This window comes from Enterobacter sp. EGD-HP1, assembly GCF_000733275.2.
Lineage (GTDB): Bacteria > Pseudomonadota > Gammaproteobacteria > Enterobacterales > Enterobacteriaceae > Enterobacter.
In genome coordinates, this window is the sequence record NZ_AVOP01000035.1 from 155,074 (window position 1) to 170,511 (window position 15,438).

Annotated in this window: 18 protein-coding genes; 13 read left to right on the plus strand and 5 right to left on the minus strand. The window is 57.6% G+C overall.

Annotated features, from left to right (window positions below; translation table 11 throughout):
* Positions 1-29: 29 nt before the first annotated feature.
* A complete protein-coding gene (locus N037_RS20775) occupies positions 30-470 on the plus strand; it encodes a GFA family protein (RefSeq protein ID WP_032643190.1) in 441 nt (146 codons plus the stop codon).
* Here N037_RS20775 and N037_RS20780 read toward each other — a convergent pair.
* Positions 460-1,404 (minus strand): LysR substrate-binding domain-containing protein, encoded by a 945-nt coding sequence (locus N037_RS20780; protein ID WP_032643192.1) that lies wholly within the window; start codon positions 1,402-1,404, stop codon positions 460-462. The two genes, N037_RS20775 and N037_RS20780, sit on opposite strands and share 11 nt — an antisense overlap.
* 170 nt (positions 1,405-1,574) lie before the next feature.
* Here N037_RS20780 and N037_RS20785 point away from each other — a divergent pair, with 170 nt between their 5' ends.
* The 7 genes from N037_RS20785 to N037_RS20815 are packed head-to-tail and all read left to right on the plus strand — an operon-like array spanning position 1,575 to position 8,026.
* Positions 1,575-2,525 (plus strand): branched-chain amino acid ABC transporter permease, encoded by a 951-nt coding sequence (locus N037_RS20785; protein WP_032643194.1) that lies wholly within the window; start codon positions 1,575-1,577, stop codon positions 2,523-2,525.
* Between the two features lie 8 nt (positions 2,526-2,533).
* Positions 2,534-3,640, plus strand: a complete 1,107-nt coding sequence (locus tag N037_RS20790; RefSeq protein ID WP_032643197.1) for a branched-chain amino acid ABC transporter permease — start codon at positions 2,534-2,536, stop codon at positions 3,638-3,640.
* The gene (locus N037_RS20795; RefSeq protein WP_032643199.1) at positions 3,637-4,404 is read left to right on the plus strand and encodes an ABC transporter ATP-binding protein; all 768 of its coding nucleotides are present in this window, start codon (positions 3,637-3,639) and stop codon (positions 4,402-4,404) included. The genes N037_RS20790 and N037_RS20795 overlap by 4 nt, the downstream gene beginning before the upstream one ends.
* Positions 4,397-5,116 (plus strand): ABC transporter ATP-binding protein, encoded by a 720-nt coding sequence (locus N037_RS20800; protein ID WP_032643201.1) that lies wholly within the window; start codon positions 4,397-4,399, stop codon positions 5,114-5,116. Before N037_RS20795 ends, N037_RS20800 begins: the two co-directional genes overlap by 8 nt.
* A gap of 28 nt (positions 5,117-5,144) precedes the next feature.
* Complete coding sequence (locus N037_RS20805; protein ID WP_032643203.1) at positions 5,145-6,302, plus strand: branched-chain amino acid ABC transporter substrate-binding protein; 1,158 nt, start codon at positions 5,145-5,147, stop codon at positions 6,300-6,302.
* 18 nt (positions 6,303-6,320) lie between these two features.
* On the plus strand, positions 6,321-6,803 hold the full coding sequence (locus tag N037_RS20810; RefSeq protein WP_032643205.1) for an L-2-amino-thiazoline-4-carboxylic acid hydrolase: 483 nt from the start codon (positions 6,321-6,323) through the stop codon (positions 6,801-6,803).
* Positions 6,800-8,026, plus strand: coding sequence for a Zn-dependent hydrolase (locus N037_RS20815; protein WP_032643208.1), 1,227 nt, complete (start codon positions 6,800-6,802; stop codon positions 8,024-8,026). Before N037_RS20810 ends, N037_RS20815 begins: the two co-directional genes overlap by 4 nt.
* Before the next feature lie 8 nt (positions 8,027-8,034).
* Here the strand turns inward: N037_RS20815 and N037_RS20820 are convergent, their stop codons facing one another.
* A complete protein-coding gene (locus N037_RS20820) occupies positions 8,035-9,918 on the minus strand; it encodes a potassium transporter Kup (RefSeq protein ID WP_032643211.1) in 1,884 nt (627 codons plus the stop codon).
* 77 nt (positions 9,919-9,995) lie between these two features.
* Positions 9,996-11,483 (minus strand): MFS transporter, encoded by a 1,488-nt coding sequence (locus N037_RS20825; protein ID WP_032643213.1) that lies wholly within the window; start codon positions 11,481-11,483, stop codon positions 9,996-9,998.
* Between the two features lie 116 nt (positions 11,484-11,599).
* Here N037_RS20825 and N037_RS20830 point away from each other — a divergent pair, with 116 nt between their 5' ends.
* Entirely contained in the window at positions 11,600-12,175 is a 576-nt protein-coding gene (locus tag N037_RS20830; RefSeq protein WP_032643215.1) for a TetR family transcriptional regulator, read from the plus strand.
* A gap of 108 nt (positions 12,176-12,283) precedes the next feature.
* Positions 12,284-12,403 (plus strand): respiratory nitrate reductase subunit gamma, encoded by a 120-nt coding sequence (locus tag N037_RS25450; RefSeq protein WP_442855943.1) that lies wholly within the window; start codon positions 12,284-12,286, stop codon positions 12,401-12,403.
* 27 nt (positions 12,404-12,430) lie between these two features.
* Here the strand turns inward: N037_RS25450 and N037_RS20835 are convergent, their stop codons facing one another.
* Entirely contained in the window at positions 12,431-12,880 is a 450-nt protein-coding gene (locus tag N037_RS20835; protein ID WP_032643216.1) for a hypothetical protein, read from the minus strand.
* A 95-nt stretch (positions 12,881-12,975) separates the two neighbouring features.
* Positions 12,976-13,821, minus strand: a complete 846-nt coding sequence (gene nhoA, locus N037_RS20840; protein WP_032643218.1) for an N-hydroxyarylamine O-acetyltransferase — start codon at positions 13,819-13,821, stop codon at positions 12,976-12,978.
* Between the two features lie 109 nt (positions 13,822-13,930).
* Here nhoA and N037_RS20845 point away from each other — a divergent pair, with 109 nt between their 5' ends.
* The 3 genes from N037_RS20845 (at position 13,931) to N037_RS20855 (ending at position 15,416) form a co-directional block, all read left to right on the plus strand.
* A complete protein-coding gene (locus tag N037_RS20845; RefSeq protein WP_032643220.1) occupies positions 13,931-14,503 on the plus strand; it encodes a flavin reductase family protein in 573 nt (190 codons plus the stop codon).
* Positions 14,504-14,629: 126 nt separating this feature from the next.
* A complete protein-coding gene (locus tag N037_RS20850) occupies positions 14,630-14,908 on the plus strand; it encodes a hypothetical protein (RefSeq protein ID WP_331456756.1) in 279 nt (92 codons plus the stop codon).
* Between the two features lie 82 nt (positions 14,909-14,990).
* Positions 14,991-15,416: a DUF3828 domain-containing protein gene (locus N037_RS20855; protein WP_032643225.1), complete on the plus strand. Its 426-nt coding sequence runs from the start codon at positions 14,991-14,993 to the stop codon at positions 15,414-15,416.
* The last annotated feature ends 22 nt before the right edge of the window (positions 15,417-15,438 follow it).

The window sequence follows — 15,438 nt, forward strand, 5'->3', positions numbered from 1 at the left end:
GGATTTCTGGCGTCAAAAAGGAGTACGCCATGCACATATTCAAAGGACGCTGCTTGTGCACAATGAGTCAGTTCAGCGTGAGCCTCAACAATTTTGACGTGTACGCGTGTCACTGCACGCAATGCCAGAAGTGGTCGGGCGGTATTGCCATGTATCTTGAGACGCAGGGCCAGCCGCTGGTAGAGCAAGACTCCATTTCCCCTTCTCATTTTGCGTCATCCGCACGCGGCGAACGCTGGTTCTGTCCCGGCTGCGGCTGCCCGCTGTGGTTCAAACTGACCTCAACCTCACGCTACTTCATTCCCTGGACGCTGCTTGAGATGAGCGAGGATGAACGACGTCGGCTGGTGCTCGCGGCAGAAATCTACACCGAAACCCAACCTGCGTTTTTTGGCCTGACCGGGCAATACGCCCGCTACAGCGGTTCGGAAATTGAAGCGCTGAACCAACACTGCCTGCTTACGCCGTAAGCGGTTCAACGCTCGCCGCCCGACGCAGCCAGTTTTGCAGCAGCTTACCGTCCTCGGTCATCTCTGAATCTGAACGAACGCAGAGGTGATAGTCGCGCCCGTCATCAATGGGTAAGTCAAATATCTTCACCAGCTCGCCGCTCTCAAGATAAGGTGCGATCAGCGGCTCGCGCATTAACGCGCAGCCCAGCCCGGCCTGCACGCCCGCCAGGGTTAACAGCCCGTCTTCGAACAGAGGGCCGCTGCGCCGGAGTGGGCGTTTTACCCCCTGCTGCAAAAACCACTGCGGCCAGCTGGTGCGCTCCTCATCATGCAGCAGCGGCATTTGCAGCAGCTGCTCAGGCGTGTCGATATGGCCATGAATGCGCAAAAACGTGCGGCTGCACACCGGCACCATCTGCCCGGAAATCAGCTTTTCGCTCTGATAGCCCGCCCACTGACCGTTACCGAAACGAATCGACATATCCGAGGCATCGCTCAGATAGTTACGATGGTTGGCATACACAACGTTGATCTCGGTCTGCGGGTTGGCACGCATGAAATCAGGCAAACGCGGGATAAACCACCCCATACCAAAAAGCGGGATCAGGCTGATAGTCACCTGACGCGTTTGCGCCTGCTCAGCCAGATGCTCCGTCGCCTGGCGCAGCACGTTAAACGCCGCACGGATCGAGCGGTAGTATTCACGCCCGTGCTGGCTCAGAACCAGCCTGCGCCCCTGACGCTCCGTCAGCGGCATTTGCAGATACCCTTCGAGCACCTTCAGCTGATGGCTGACGGCCGATGGAGAGATAGCCAGCTCCTGCGCGGCCAGCGTGACGCTGCCCAGCCGGGCGATGGCCTCAAAGGCACGCACGGCCCGAAGCGGCGGATCGTTTGCAAGGCGACTTTCTGCATACGCAGACAGGTCAACTGATTGTTCTGTTTTATTCATATGTTGATTTCTTTAGGCTTTTCACCCAAAAGCAGGATTTCATTATCTTTATATAAATCATAAAGATAAAGCAATATCTATTTATCATAAGAAATAATAGATGCGTATTTTACAATTTAATTCATTTATCGGATGGTAGCCGCAGACAGAGCACTTTGCGGGTACAGACGTTGGATACATTCATACAACAACTGATCAACGGTGTGATGCTGGGAAGCATCTACGCGCTGATCGCGCTGGGCTATACCATGGTGTATGGCATCTTGCGCATTATTAACTTTGCTCACGGCGATATTCTGATGGTCGGCGCGCTCACCACGCTCTCCGCCATTAACGCCCTGAATGCCACCTTTCCGCACATGCCGCTGCTGTTGCAGCTTGGCGCTGCCCTGGTGATTGCCATGGCCGTTTGCGCCCTGCTGGCAATGGCCGTGGAGCGCTTTGCCTACCGCCGACTGCGCAACGCCCCGCGCCTGGCACCGCTGATCTCCGGTATCGGCGTCTCGGTCCTGCTGCAAACCGTGGCGATGATTATCTGGACGCGCAATCCGCTGATGTTCCCGCAGATCCTGCCCATGGACCCGATCGCCGTAACGTCGGGAAGTGAACTGCATCCCCCTGCCATTGTGACCGTCACCGGCATTGTTACCGTGGCGCTGGCGCTTGCGGTAATGACCGGGCTGTGGCTGCTGGTGGAATACACTCGCCTGGGTCGCGGCATGCGCGCCGTGGCGGAAAACCCGCGCGTTGCCACGCTGATGGGGGTTAACCCCAATGCCATTATTGCCCTGACGTTCGCCATTGGCGGCGTATTTGCCGCCCTGGCAGGCGTGATGATGGCGAGCAACTACGGCAACGCCAGCTTCTCGATGGGCTTCCTGCCGGGGATTAAAGCCTTCACCGCCGCCGTGCTGGGCGGGATTGGCAACATTCGCGGCGCAATGATTGGCGGGATCCTGCTCGGCATTATCGAAGCGCTGGGCGCGGGCTACCTGGGTGAACTGACCCACGGCGTATTTGGCAGCAACTATCAGGACGTTTTTGCCTTCATGGTCCTGATTCTGGTGCTGGTCTTCCGTCCGGCAGGTCTGCTGGGCGAGCGCGTGGCGCACAGGGCGTAAGGAAAAAGATGACTACTCTTCAACTACAAACCCCGGCGGCAACGCGCAAATTCTGGTCAGGCATGGTTCTGTTCTGCCTCGCGCTGCTGGTTGCCCCCGCGGTGGCCACGCAGCTTGGCGGCAACTACTGGGTGCGCGTTATCGACTTCGCCCTGCTCTACATCATGCTGGCGCTGGGGCTCAACATTGTGGTGGGCTATACCGGCCTGCTGGATATGGGGTTTATCGCCTTTTACGCGGTCGGGGCTTACCTCGCAGCACTGATGGCCTCGCCACACCTGCTGGAGGTGTTTCCTCTCCTCGGCGTCTGGTTCCCGGACGGGCTGCACACGTCATATCTGCTGATTATTCCGCTGGCGGCCCTCGTCGCTGCGGTCTGCGGTATTTTACTCGGTGCTCCCACGCTGAAGCTGCGCGGCGACTATCTGGCGATAGTGACCCTCGGCTTTGGCGAAATCATCCGCATCCTGATGCGTAACCTCGACCGTCCGGTGAACATCACCAACGGTGCGAAGGGCATTACCGGGGTGGATACGCTGCATCTGTTCGGCCTGAAGTTCAGCGGCGTGTACCACTGGTTTGGTTTCAAAGTGCCCGCCCTGTGGCTGTGGTACTACCTGCTGATGCTGGTGATTGTGGCGATTATTTTCGTCTGCCTGCGCCTGCAGCATTCTCGTATTGGTCGCGCCTGGCACGCCATCCGTGAAGATGAGGATGTCGCCCGCGCGATGGGCATTAACGTGCGTAACTATAAGCTGCTGGCCTTTGCGATGGGTGCCTCTTTTGGCGGCGTGGCGGGTGCTCTGTTCGGCGCGTTTCAGGGCTTTGTCTCCCCTGAATCCTTCACGTTACAGGAATCCATTGCCGTACTGGCGATGGTGGTGCTGGGCGGTATGGGACACATTCCCGGCGTGATCCTCGGCGCGATACTGCTAACCGCCCTGCCGGAACTGCTGCGCAGTCAGGCTGCTCCGGTTCAGCAGGCGCTGTTCGGTACGGTGCTGATTGACCCGGAAGTGCTGCGTCAGCTTTTCTACGGCCTGGCGCTGGTGCTGGTCATGCTGGTGCGTCCTGCCGGGATCTGGCCGGTACGCCATAAGGAGGTGAATACATGAGCCTGTTAACCGTACGCAACATGTCAAAACGCTTCGGCGGGCTTACCGCCGTGGATGACGTTTCGATCGCCGTAAACAAGGGCGAGATCTACGGGCTGATTGGTCCTAACGGGGCGGGAAAAACCACCTGTTTTAACCTGATCACCGGGCTTTATCCGGCGGACAGCGGTGAATTTTCCATTGCCGATAAGCCCTATTTCCCAAAGCACATTGAGAAAGTCACCACCGCCGGGATCGCGCGCACCTTCCAGAACGTGCGCCTCTTTAACGACATGTCGGTGCTGGAAAACGTGATGGTAGGTCGCCACGTGCGCACCCGTAACGGCCTGTGGGCCGCGCTGAGTCGCCACAAACGCGCCCGCGCGGAAGAGACGCAGACCCGGGAACTGGCCTGGCACTGGCTGGAGTACACCGGCATTGCGAAGTTCGCCCACTACCGCGCCTGCGATCTGGCCTATGGCCATCAGCGTCGGCTTGAAATCGCCCGCGCGCTGGCAACGGATCCGCTGCTGCTGGCGCTGGACGAACCCGCAGCCGGGATGAACGCAGCGGAAAAAGTAGCGCTCGGCGAGCTGCTTATCCGACTGCGCGATGACGGCAAAACCCTGCTGATGATTGAGCATGACGTCAAGCTGGTGATGGGCATCTGCGATCGCCTGACGGTGCTGGATTACGGCAAAACGCTCGCCACCGGCACGCCTGAGAGCGTGCGTCGCGACCCGGCAGTGATCGCCGCCTGGCTTGGAGGCAACGCCCATGTCTGAATTACTGAAGGTGGAACGTCTGGACGTGCATTACGGCGGCATTCAGGCCGTACGCGATGTCTCTTTTACCCTGCACGAGGGCGAACAGGCTACGCTGATCGGCGCTAACGGTGCGGGGAAAAGCTCCACCGTGCGCGCCATTACCGGGCTGGAAAACTTTAGCGGCCGTATTGAATTCAACGGTAAAGCGGTACGTAAGCACACTCCCGAAACCCTGCTCCGTGACGGGTTGGTCATGGTCCCGGAAGGTCGTGGGATCTTCTCCCGCATGACGGTGCTGGAAAATCTGCAGATGGGCGCCTGGCTCAGGCGTGACACTGTCACCGTTAAGCGTGAGATGAACGAGATCTTCGAGCGCTTCCCGCGCCTGGGAGAACGCCAGCACCAGCTTGCCGGCCTGCTTTCCGGCGGAGAACAACAGCTGCTGGCCCTTAACCGCGCCCTGCTCAGCCGACCGCGGCTGCTGATCCTCGACGAACCCTCGATGGGCCTTGCGCCAAAGATGGTCGAAAACATTTTTGCCGTCATTGCCGGCCTGCGCGAGCGCGGCGTTGCCCTGCTGCTCATCGAACAAAACGCCCGTCTCGCGCTGGAAGTCACCGACAGCGCGTGGGTGATGGACAGCGGCGGCATTGTTCATCATGGCGAATCGAAAGCGCTGCTCAATGACGACCAGATTGCACAGATTTATTTGGGCGAAATGCCCGTTTAACAACACCAGCCAACATCAGGGAAATACAATGAAAACAGTAAAAATCAGTGCGCTCAGCGCCGCTATCCTCCTCGGCAGTTTTGCCTCGACGGCCGCGTGGGCCGCTGACGGTGAAACCGTGGTTATCGGTCTGGCAGGCCCGCTTACCGGCCCGTCCGCCCGTATCGGTAAAGATCTGGAGAACGGCGCGCAGCTGGCCATTGACGACATTAACAAGCAGCACCCGACCATCGACGGCAAAGCGGTGACCTATAAACTGCAGTCCGAAGACGATCAGTCCGACCCGCGCACCGCCGTAGCCGTCGCGCAGCGTCTGGTGGACAGCGGCGTGGCGGGCGTTGTCGGCCACTGGAATACCGGCACCAGCATTCCTGCGGCCCGCATTTATCACGATGCAGGTATTGCCCAGGTGGCACCGGTCGCAACCGGTCATGCCTATACCAAACAGGGTTTTGACACCAGCTTCCGCGTGATGGGCCACGACGATGACGGCGGTCAGCTCGCCGGCCAGTACGCGGTGAATACCCTGAAAGCCAAACGCATTGCGGTGATCGACGACCGTACCGCCTTTGGTCAGGGTCTGGCGGACCAGTTTATTAAATCGCTGGAAGCGCAGGGCGTGAAGGTTGTCGATCGTCAGTACGTGGATGACAAAACGGTGGACTTCAGCGCCGTGCTGACCGCCATCCGGAGTAAAAACGCCGATCTGATCTTCTTCGGCGGCGTCGACAGCCAGGCCGCACCGCTGGCGCGTCGTATCAAACAGCTGGGCATGAACGCTACGTTGATGGGCGCAGGCGGATTTGTCAGCCAGACATTCCTGCAGCTGGCGCAGAAAGAAGGCGAAGGCGTGGTCGCGCTGGAGCCGGGTCTGCCCGTTGACCAGATGCCGGGTGGAAAGGCATTCGAACAGGCCTATCAGTCCCGCTACCACACCCATATCGAACTGCACGCCCCGTTCGCCTATGACGCCACCCGCGTGCTGGTTGCGGCGATGGAAAAAGCGAACTCCGTTGAGCCGTCCGACTATCTGCCCGCCCTGCGCGCCATCAGCTACTCCGGCGTCACCGGACAGATCGCGTTTGATAAAGAAGGAAACCTGAAATCGCCGTCTTTCACCGTTTACAAAGTTGTCGACGGCAAATGGCAGCCGCAGACCGTGCTGGGTGGCGCAAAAGCGAAGTAACGCAGCGAGGGCAATGTGATGAGTGATAATAACGAGCTGGGCATTCTCGCCCGCCGCAAAATTGAAGCAGAAATTATTAAGCCAATCTATGAAATCCTCGTGCGCGAGATAGGAAAAACCCGCGCCCAGGCGGTCATTGGCGAGGCCATTGAGCAGGCGGCGATTGACGCTGGCAAAGCCTTTGCCAGCAAAGAACCCAACGGCGCGGACGTCAAAAGCTTTATCGCCCTGCAGTATCTGTGGGAGAAAGATAACGCCCTGGACGTGAAGGTGATCGACGCCGACGACCAGCAGTACAACTACAACGTCACCCGCTGCCGCTACGCGGAGATGTATCACGAGATGGGGCTGGGCGAGATTGGTCATCTGCTCTCCTGCGCGCGCGATGAAAAGTTCATCGTTGGCTATGCGCCGGACGTGAAGCTGACCCGCACGACCACCATCATGCAGGGCGGCGCGTGCTGCGATTTCCGCTACCGCAGCAGTAAGGACAAGACATGATCCGCGTTAACGCCGAACGGCTGTGGTCAACGCTTGAGATGATGGCGCAGATCGGCGGCACGCCCGCCGGTGGCGTGACCCGTCTGGCATTGAGTGAGGAAGATCGTATTGCGCGTAACCTGCTGCGCGACTGGGCGCTGGACGCGGGTTTCACCTGCGACGTTGATAGCATGGGCAATATGTTTATCCGTCGCGCGGGGAAAAACCCGGCTCTCGCGCCGGTCCTGACCGGCTCGCACGTCGATACTCAGCCGCAGGGCGGTAACTACGACGGCGTTTACGGCGTGCTGGCCGGGCTGGAGCTGCTGCGCACCCTCAATGACCATCGCGTTGGGACGGAGCGCGATATTGTGCTGGTGAACTGGACCAACGAAGAAGGCGCGCGCTTCGCGCCAGCCATGCTCTCTTCAGGGGTCTGGACGGGACAATTTAGCGAAGCGTACGCGCATGCCCGCGCGGATAACGATGGCACTACCGTGGGCGAAGCGCTGGAGAGCATTGGCTACCGGGGTGAAGCCCCTGCCCGCGCGTTTCCTCTTCACGCCTGCTACGAACTACACATCGAACAGGGCCCGATTCTCGAAGATGAAGCCATCGATATCGGGTTAGTCCGCGCGGCAATGGGCCAGCGCTGGTTTACCCTGACGCTGGACGGATTCGCCGCCCACGCGGGCACGACGCCGATGCACAGCCGCCGCGACGCGCTGACCGCCTTCGCAGAGCTGGCGCTGAAGGTGGAAGAGATTGGCTATCGGCATGCGCCGGACGGACGCGCGACGATCGGTATGGCGAAGGTTACGCCAAACTCCCGCAACGTTGTGCCGTCTCGCGTGGAATGCAGCGTTGAGTTTCGCCATCCGGCGCAGCAGGCGCTGGAAGCCATGGAAGCGGCGCTGCACAAGGTGGCTGAAAGTCTGAAGCTGCGCGGCGTCGCGGCTGCCGTTGAACGCATCTTTGACTACGCGCCCATCGCGTTTGATGCCGAATGCCTGGCGCGTACGGAGAAGGCCGTGGCGGATCTGGGCTACTCGTCGAAACCGATGGTCTCCGGCGCGGGACACGACACCTGCTACGTCAGCAAGATTGCGCCCGCCAGCATGATCTTTATCCCCTGCGTGAAAGGCATCAGCCATAACGAAGCGGAGAGGATCCTGCCGGAGTGGTCAGAGAAAGGGGCGAACGTGTTGTTACACAGCGTCCTCGCCGCGGCCCAGGAGAAATAGGCGCGGCGCTACACGGCAACGCGCCGGCTGATTTCGACAACCCGATCGCTGGGAAGGTGGTAATGGTTGATCACGTGCGTGCAGTTGCGCTTCATGAAGGCAAAAATGTGCCGTTGCCACGCCGCCATTCCGGCCCCGCCTTCGCCTGCCACAATCGTTTCATGCCCGACGTACCAGGTAGCGTCATCCGTGGCAAAAAGCGCGTTAATCTCGCTGACGCCCTGCAGCAAGCGCGGGATGTCCGGATGTTCCATAAAGCCATACTGCGCCACGCCGTGCCAGTAGCCCGGCGCGCGCTGCTCTACCCTGATACGCTGTTCTTCCCCCACATAGGGCACATTCAGAATATCAATGGTAAGCGACAACACATCCTGCTGTAGCGCCCGGTTTCGCGCGACGTGCCAGCGCATGACCGGCGGGATATTGTTCTGCGTACGGGTCAAAAAGACGGCGGAGCCCGCCACCCTGGGCACCGTCTTTTGCTGAAGCTGGGCAAAGAACGCATCCACGCTGACGCCCTTCTCGCCCACCGATGCGGATACCGCCTTAACGCCGCGGTGCCAGATCAGCATCACCGTACAAATCGCTGCGGCCATCAGCAGCGGAATATAGCCGCCTTCCAGGACCTTAATCAGATTGGCAAACAAGAAGGTGGCATCAATCACCAGGAAACAGAGGGCAATCACCGCGCTGCTGGCCAGGCTCCAGCGCCACACTTCCCGCATCGCCACGAACAATAGCCCCGTGGTCATCAGCATGGTTAACGACACGGCGATGCCGTACGCCGCGGCAAGCTTATCGGAGGATTTAAAGAACACCACCAGCCCGATGGTCACCACCATCAGCAGCCAGTTTATGATCCCGATATAAATCTGACCGTAGCTTTCTGCCGCCGTCTGTTTGATGCGTAATCGGGGTAACCAGCCAAGCTGAATGGCCTGACGCGTCATGGAAAACGCGCCGGTAATAATCGCCTGACTGGCAATGATCGTCGCCAGCGCGGCAAGAACGATAAGCGGAACCTGGAGCACAGGCGGACAGAGCGTGTAGAAAAGGTTTTGCTTGCTGTCGGCACCGGCCAGAATCAGCGCTGACTGGCCAGCATAGTTGAGCAGCAGCGAAGGAAAGACGATACCGTACCAGGCAAGCCAGATGGGCTTTTTACCAAAATGCCCCATGTCTGCATACAGGGCCTCGGCACCCGTCACGCAGAGAAAAACGCCCCCCAGGACCAGGAAACTGGTGTACCCGTTCGAAAACAAAAACGCAATACCGTACGCAGGATTGAGGGCCAGCAGTACCGAGGGGTGTTGGACGATCCCCCGCACGCCCAGCGCAGCAATCGCCAAAAACCACAGCGCCATCACCGGGCCAAATATTTTCCCTATTCGGGCGGTACCAAAAGGCTGGATAAGAAACAGCGCCAGCAGAACTGCCACCGTCAGGGGTAATATGTACGGCTGGGACTCAGGGATCACCATCTCCAGCCCTTCAAGAGCGGAAAGCACGGAGATCGCCGGGGTTATCGCGCCGTCACCGTAAATCAGGGCTGCGCCAATCAGGGCGGCAAAAATCACCCACCGCCCGCCTTTGCCTTTTTCTACCAGAAGCGACATCAAGGCCATGATGCCCCCCTCGCCATGATTATCAATTCGCATGGCGAAGGCGGCATATTTTATGGACGTTACCAGGATGAGTGTCCAGGTAATCAGCGAGAGCAGGCCCAGTATGACGCCGGGCGTTGGGTCATGCTCAGAGAGCGAAAGCACCGTCCGGAAGGTATAGAGCGGGCTAGTGCCGATATCACCAAAAACGACGCCCAGCGCGCCCCCTGCAAGCAGGGTTAACCGGGAGAGCGGTTGGGACGGTTCACTGCTGTCGCGAGGGCGCATATTTTCCAGCAAGAGTCAGATAATCCTATAAAAAACATAGCCGATCTGCCCAGCCCGCGCCAACCGCGCGTCCTGTATTACTGCGGCTTGACCTTCGCCAGGCTGAACCAGATCCCCACTGCCAACAGCAGCAGCATTCCGCCCGCGCTGCCCAGCGCTACGCTGTGCGAGGTGATAAACGCGCTTTTCGCCGCCTCAATCACCGACACCGCCAGGGTCGGGGTCAGATCCTGCGCCACCTTCATCGCCTCGCCAATGGATGACGAGGCTTTATCGACGAGCGAGGCATTCAGCCCTTGCGGCAGGTCAATTGACGCCGAGAAGCTGCGGGTCAACAGCAGACCAAAGATGGCGATCCCCAGCCCCGCGCCCAGTTCATAAGACATGGTTTCAATCGCCCCTGCGGCAGCGGCTTTCTCTTTCGGCGCGGCCGCCATAATTGCCGAGGTTGAGGCCAGCAGCGCGCTGGCGGCACTGAAGCCGAGCAGCACCATCAGCCCCCACGCCTGCCATTGCTGCGTGCTGAAGTCGAGCATCGACAGGCCGATAAAGCTGACGGCGCTGAGCCCCATTCCGCCGGCGGCGACGATGCGTAGCCCCAAACGCCCGACCAGCACACCCGCGATCGGCCCGCTGAACCCGCTGGCGACCATCACCGGCAGCATGAACATTCCCGCTTCAAACGGCGTAAAGCCATGAACAAACTGCAGCTCCTGAGCCATCAGCAGCTCAAACCCGACCAGGGCAATCATGGCGGTCATCGCCATCACCACGCCGCTCAAGATGATGCGATGGCAGAACAGACGCATGTCGATCATCGGTACGCGGGCGCGGAGCTGAATACGCACAAAGACAAACAGCAGCACCGAGCCGGTCACCAGCGCGGACGCGACTACCCACGGTGACAGGACGCCTTTTAGCGCGGTTTTCGCACTGTAGACCAGCAGCAAAATCGCCACAATGAGCATAATGGCATGGCTAATATTCAGCGGCTGCTCCGGACGGCCCTGCTGAGGAGGCACAAAACGCGCGGCCAGCGAAACCACCACCAGCACGATCGGCACGTTGATCAAGAATACCGAGCCCCAGTAGAAATGCTCAAGCAGCATACCGCCAATCAGCGGGCCAAACGCCGCCCCGCCGGAACCCACCGCGGCCCAGACGCCGAGCGCAATATTACGATCCCGCGCGTCGATAAACAGCGTGCGGATCCCAGCCAATGTAGCCGGAATGATCATCGCCGCACCGATTGCCAGCGAGGCGCGGGCCGCAATCAGCCACCCTGCTGACGGGGCAAACGCTGCCGCCAGCGACGACAGGCCAAACAGCGTACTGCCAATCATGAGCAGTCGTTTAAAACCAATGCGGTCACCCAGGGCACCCATCGGCAGCACCATACCCGCCATCACCAGCGAGTAAATATCGATAATCCACAGCAATTCATTACCGCTGGCGCCCAGCGTCATGCTCAATGTCGGCGCCGCCACGTGCAGCACCGTCGCGTCGATCGCCACCGGGATATACACCAGCACGATAATCACTAACGCTAACCACTGACGAAACATAAATATCCTTTTCTTTTAAAACATGGACACATGTCCAGGATGCGATCCTACGTAAAGTTGAACGTATGTCCAGCTTTTTGTTACACTCGTTTCATCCCCATTGAGAGTGAGTAAACATGCGATATCTGAGCAAGGATGAACGGCGGGAAGCCATCTTACAGGCCGCCATGCGCGTGGCGCTGGCTGAAGGACTGGCGGCCATGACGGTACGACGTATTGCCGCCGAGGCCAGGGTCGCCACCGGCCAGGTGCATCATCACTTTACGTCCGGCGGAGAGCTAAAATCGCTGGCCTTCGTACGGTTGATTCGCGAGCTGCTGGATGCGGACGTCGCGAGTAAACAGGCTGGATGGCGCGAGCAGCTTCATGCCATGCTCGGCAGCGATGACGGGAGGTTTGAGCCCTATATTCGCCTGTGGCGGGAAGCGCAGATCCTTGCCAGCCGTGATGCCGACATCAAGGGTGCCTATGTGATGACCATGGAGATGTGGCACCAGGAAACGGTGGTGATTATTCGGGGAGGTGCTGAAGCCGGAACCTTTACGCTCACTGACCGGCCGGAAAATATTGCCTGGCGTTTGATAGGCCTGGTATGTGGCCTGGATGGGATTACGGTATTGAATATGCCAGAAATGGACGACGCGGCATTTAATAAGCACCTCGATAAGCTTATTTCCCTCGAGTTATTTTAATACTCCAAACGGAATATTATTCTTTACAAAACTTACAATTAGTGCGAGCACTGCCTCAAGCCAGGCAGCGTGGCTTCCTCCCCGAGCGGTGCCATCGACAACGGCATCGTGCCGATCGTTCTTATCTTCCCCTTCACCCGCCTGGTGCACGTGTGGAACGCGCCGCTGACTGTGTCGGGTGGCGGCTTCGCCTTACCCGACCTACGTTCGAACCCTGTAGTCCGGTAAGCCGTAGCCGCCCCCCGGGCTATAAGGTCAGAACGGAGTGCTTCCGCTTATGATTGAAACAATTAACATCAGGAGCAAAACCGCAGCGATAAGACCAAAAGCCAGTAACGCTGCATGAAAAGCGATCGTGGCCCCGGAAAAAAAGAGTGCCCCACTCACGGTCCATTTGTTCTCTTTGCGTAGGCCACTAATGAAAGCAAGTCCCAACGCCATCACAGATAACATTATTCCGCTAGCGACCAGTAACCGGTCAATATCTACCGGTTCCTTTTTCTTCTCGACGGTCGGCTGCTCTCCTTTTATACCAGCCATTATTCCTTTTTTTACCGCCGAAACCTTTTCAGCCACAACAACTTCAAGCGCTGTCGACTTTGAAGAAAACGGACCGAGGGTGAACTGAGCTAATGAGAGAAGCAGTGCAATAACGCCGAGCAACATTCCCACTGAACTGAATTTATTCCGAATCAAGATTTCCATATCAGTATGCCTTTGATATTGTCGGGTGGCGGCTACGCCTTACCCGACCTACGTACGAGCCCTTGTAGGCCCGGTAAGGCGTAGCCGCCACCGGGCTATTTTCCTGCCTGTGGATGCGTATCAAACCCTGCCATCACCGCCGTCAATTCTGACAGTGTAAAGCCGTGCTTAGGATCGTCAACCCCAAGACCAAACCGCGACTGCATCAACTGGTAAAGCGCCTCAGCATCCGGCAGGTGGATCTGCTCTTCAACGTGACCATTCTGCCAGTGGGTAAAGTTGAAGTTGGTCAGCGTCAGCTTGCCGCCGTCAGGCAGATGACGACACATCAGCAGATGATGACGGAAATGCGACTGCGGCCAGTGCGCCGACCAGAAATTCCCCATCACGTAATCACTGAAATACTGCGTTGTGAGGTCAAACTGGTACATCGACTGCCAGTGCTCGTGGTGACGGAACTGCAGCACCCAGTCATTACCCTCGCTCAGCAGTCGATACAGCCCGTGCGGCGTCTCTTGTTCTTCACTGGCGAGCAGACGAATCGGCGCCGTCAGCGTCTGGCCGCCAAAGCCGACATCGGCAATCCAGCGCTCACCGTTAAGCTCGACCAATAGCAGGCGGTGCGTGCGCGGGGGCATCTGAGGCGGACTCGCTAATACCACGCGTCCCAGCACGCTACGCACCGTAAACCCGACCTCGCGCAATACGCGTTCGAGCAGGCCGTTTTGCTCAAAGCAGTACCCTCCGCGACGTGCGGCGACCAGCTTGTCGACCAGGCAGCGATCGTCAAGCTGGATTTCGCGCGGCAGAACGACATCAATATTCTCAAAAGGGATCGCACAGTTGTGATGTAAATGCAGCGCGCGCAGGGTATCGATATCCACTCGTGTCGGTTGCGTCCAGCCGATGCGGGCGAAATAGGCGGTCAGGAATGGGGACATGAATCATGTTTCCTTTGATTGTGATGTTCTGTTTATAAACTAATTTTACGCACTCACTTTGATTTCAGTGCTTTTTCGTCATACTCATCGGTATAGATGAGGAGAACCTATGAGCCACTTTCGTCCTGTTGAATTACGTCATGCCAGCCGTCTGCTGAACCACGGTCCTACAGTGCTTATCACCAGTCGGGATGAAAGCCTCGACAGACGCAACGTGATGGCCGCCGCATGGTCAATGCCCGTTGAGTTTGAGCCGCCGCGCATCGCAATAGTCGTGGATAAAAGTACCTGGTCGCGTGAGCTGATTGAACGCAGCGGGAAATTTGGCATCGTCATCCCCGGCGTTGCTGCGGCCAACTGGACTTACGCGGTCGGTAGCGTCAGCGGGCGCGATGAAGACAAATTCAACTGCTACGGGATCCCGGTCGTGAACGGTCCTGAACTTGGCCTGCCGGTGATTGAAGAAAAATGTCTGGCATGGATGGAGTGTCGGTTATTACCCGTCACCTCCGCGGCAGAAAAATACGATACGCTGTTTGGGGAAGTGATTTCAGCGGCAGCCGATGAACGCGCGTTTGTCGCCGGACGCTGGCAGTTTGACGAGGATAAGCTGAATACCCTGCATCATCTTGGTGCCGGGACGTTTGTGGCGAGCGGGAAGATGGTGAAGGCGCTGGATTGATTGCCTAAATCCTATCTTACTGAATTATAATAAATTTCTATGGCATTTTATGTTTACTATTGCGTTGTAAAACGGAGGATATTTCCGGAGTTGCTGCATTAGCACTCTCGCGTTAAGGAAATATCAATGACATGGAATAAAGATGGCGCAATCTCCTATGCCAAATCACACGCCCAGCCGAAGAGCACGGGTTATTGTGCTCACTACGTCACCGAAGCGATCAGAACAGGTGGAAGATTAAAAATCCCCAATACGCGTCTGGCAAAAGACATGGGGCGTACATTGGTCAACGCTGGCTTCCGCCTGGTATACGATCAACCTCATGCCGGTGACGTTGCCGTTACCAAAATATTGTGGGTCACGATAGCGGGCACGTTTGCATCTACGATGGTCAGCAGTGGATAAGCGATTTTGTACAACGCACTTTGTATCCCGGACAGGCTTACCGAAACATACAGCCCCATTACGAATTGTTCAGGCATGACTAATGAAAACACTCTGTTTTTTTCTTTTCGCCCTGTCGCCGTTCGCGGTCGCAGATAGCATCTCTTCACCAGGCCAGGCGGCGCTAAAATTCAATCAATGGTATATCGCGCAATTAGATCAGAACAAACCGCCTGTACTTAATCCAGACATCATGAACGAGTACGTAGCCTCAGGGACCATTGCAGCAATTAAAGAAATGTACTCTGGCGACAGTAACGAAAAAGACATGCCAGATGCAGATATGTTCATCAAATCGCAGGATTGGGATGAAGACTGGAATCAGATAACCGTCTTACACTCTGATTTTGATGCCGTTTGCACAAACGTCTATATCGCGTTTGGTAAGAAACAAGATCACGTTGTAGCAGATTGTCTCGTTCAGGAAAAAGGCGTATGGAAAGTTCGCTCGGCCACGCTGATAAAGTAACAACGTGATATGAAAGGAAACG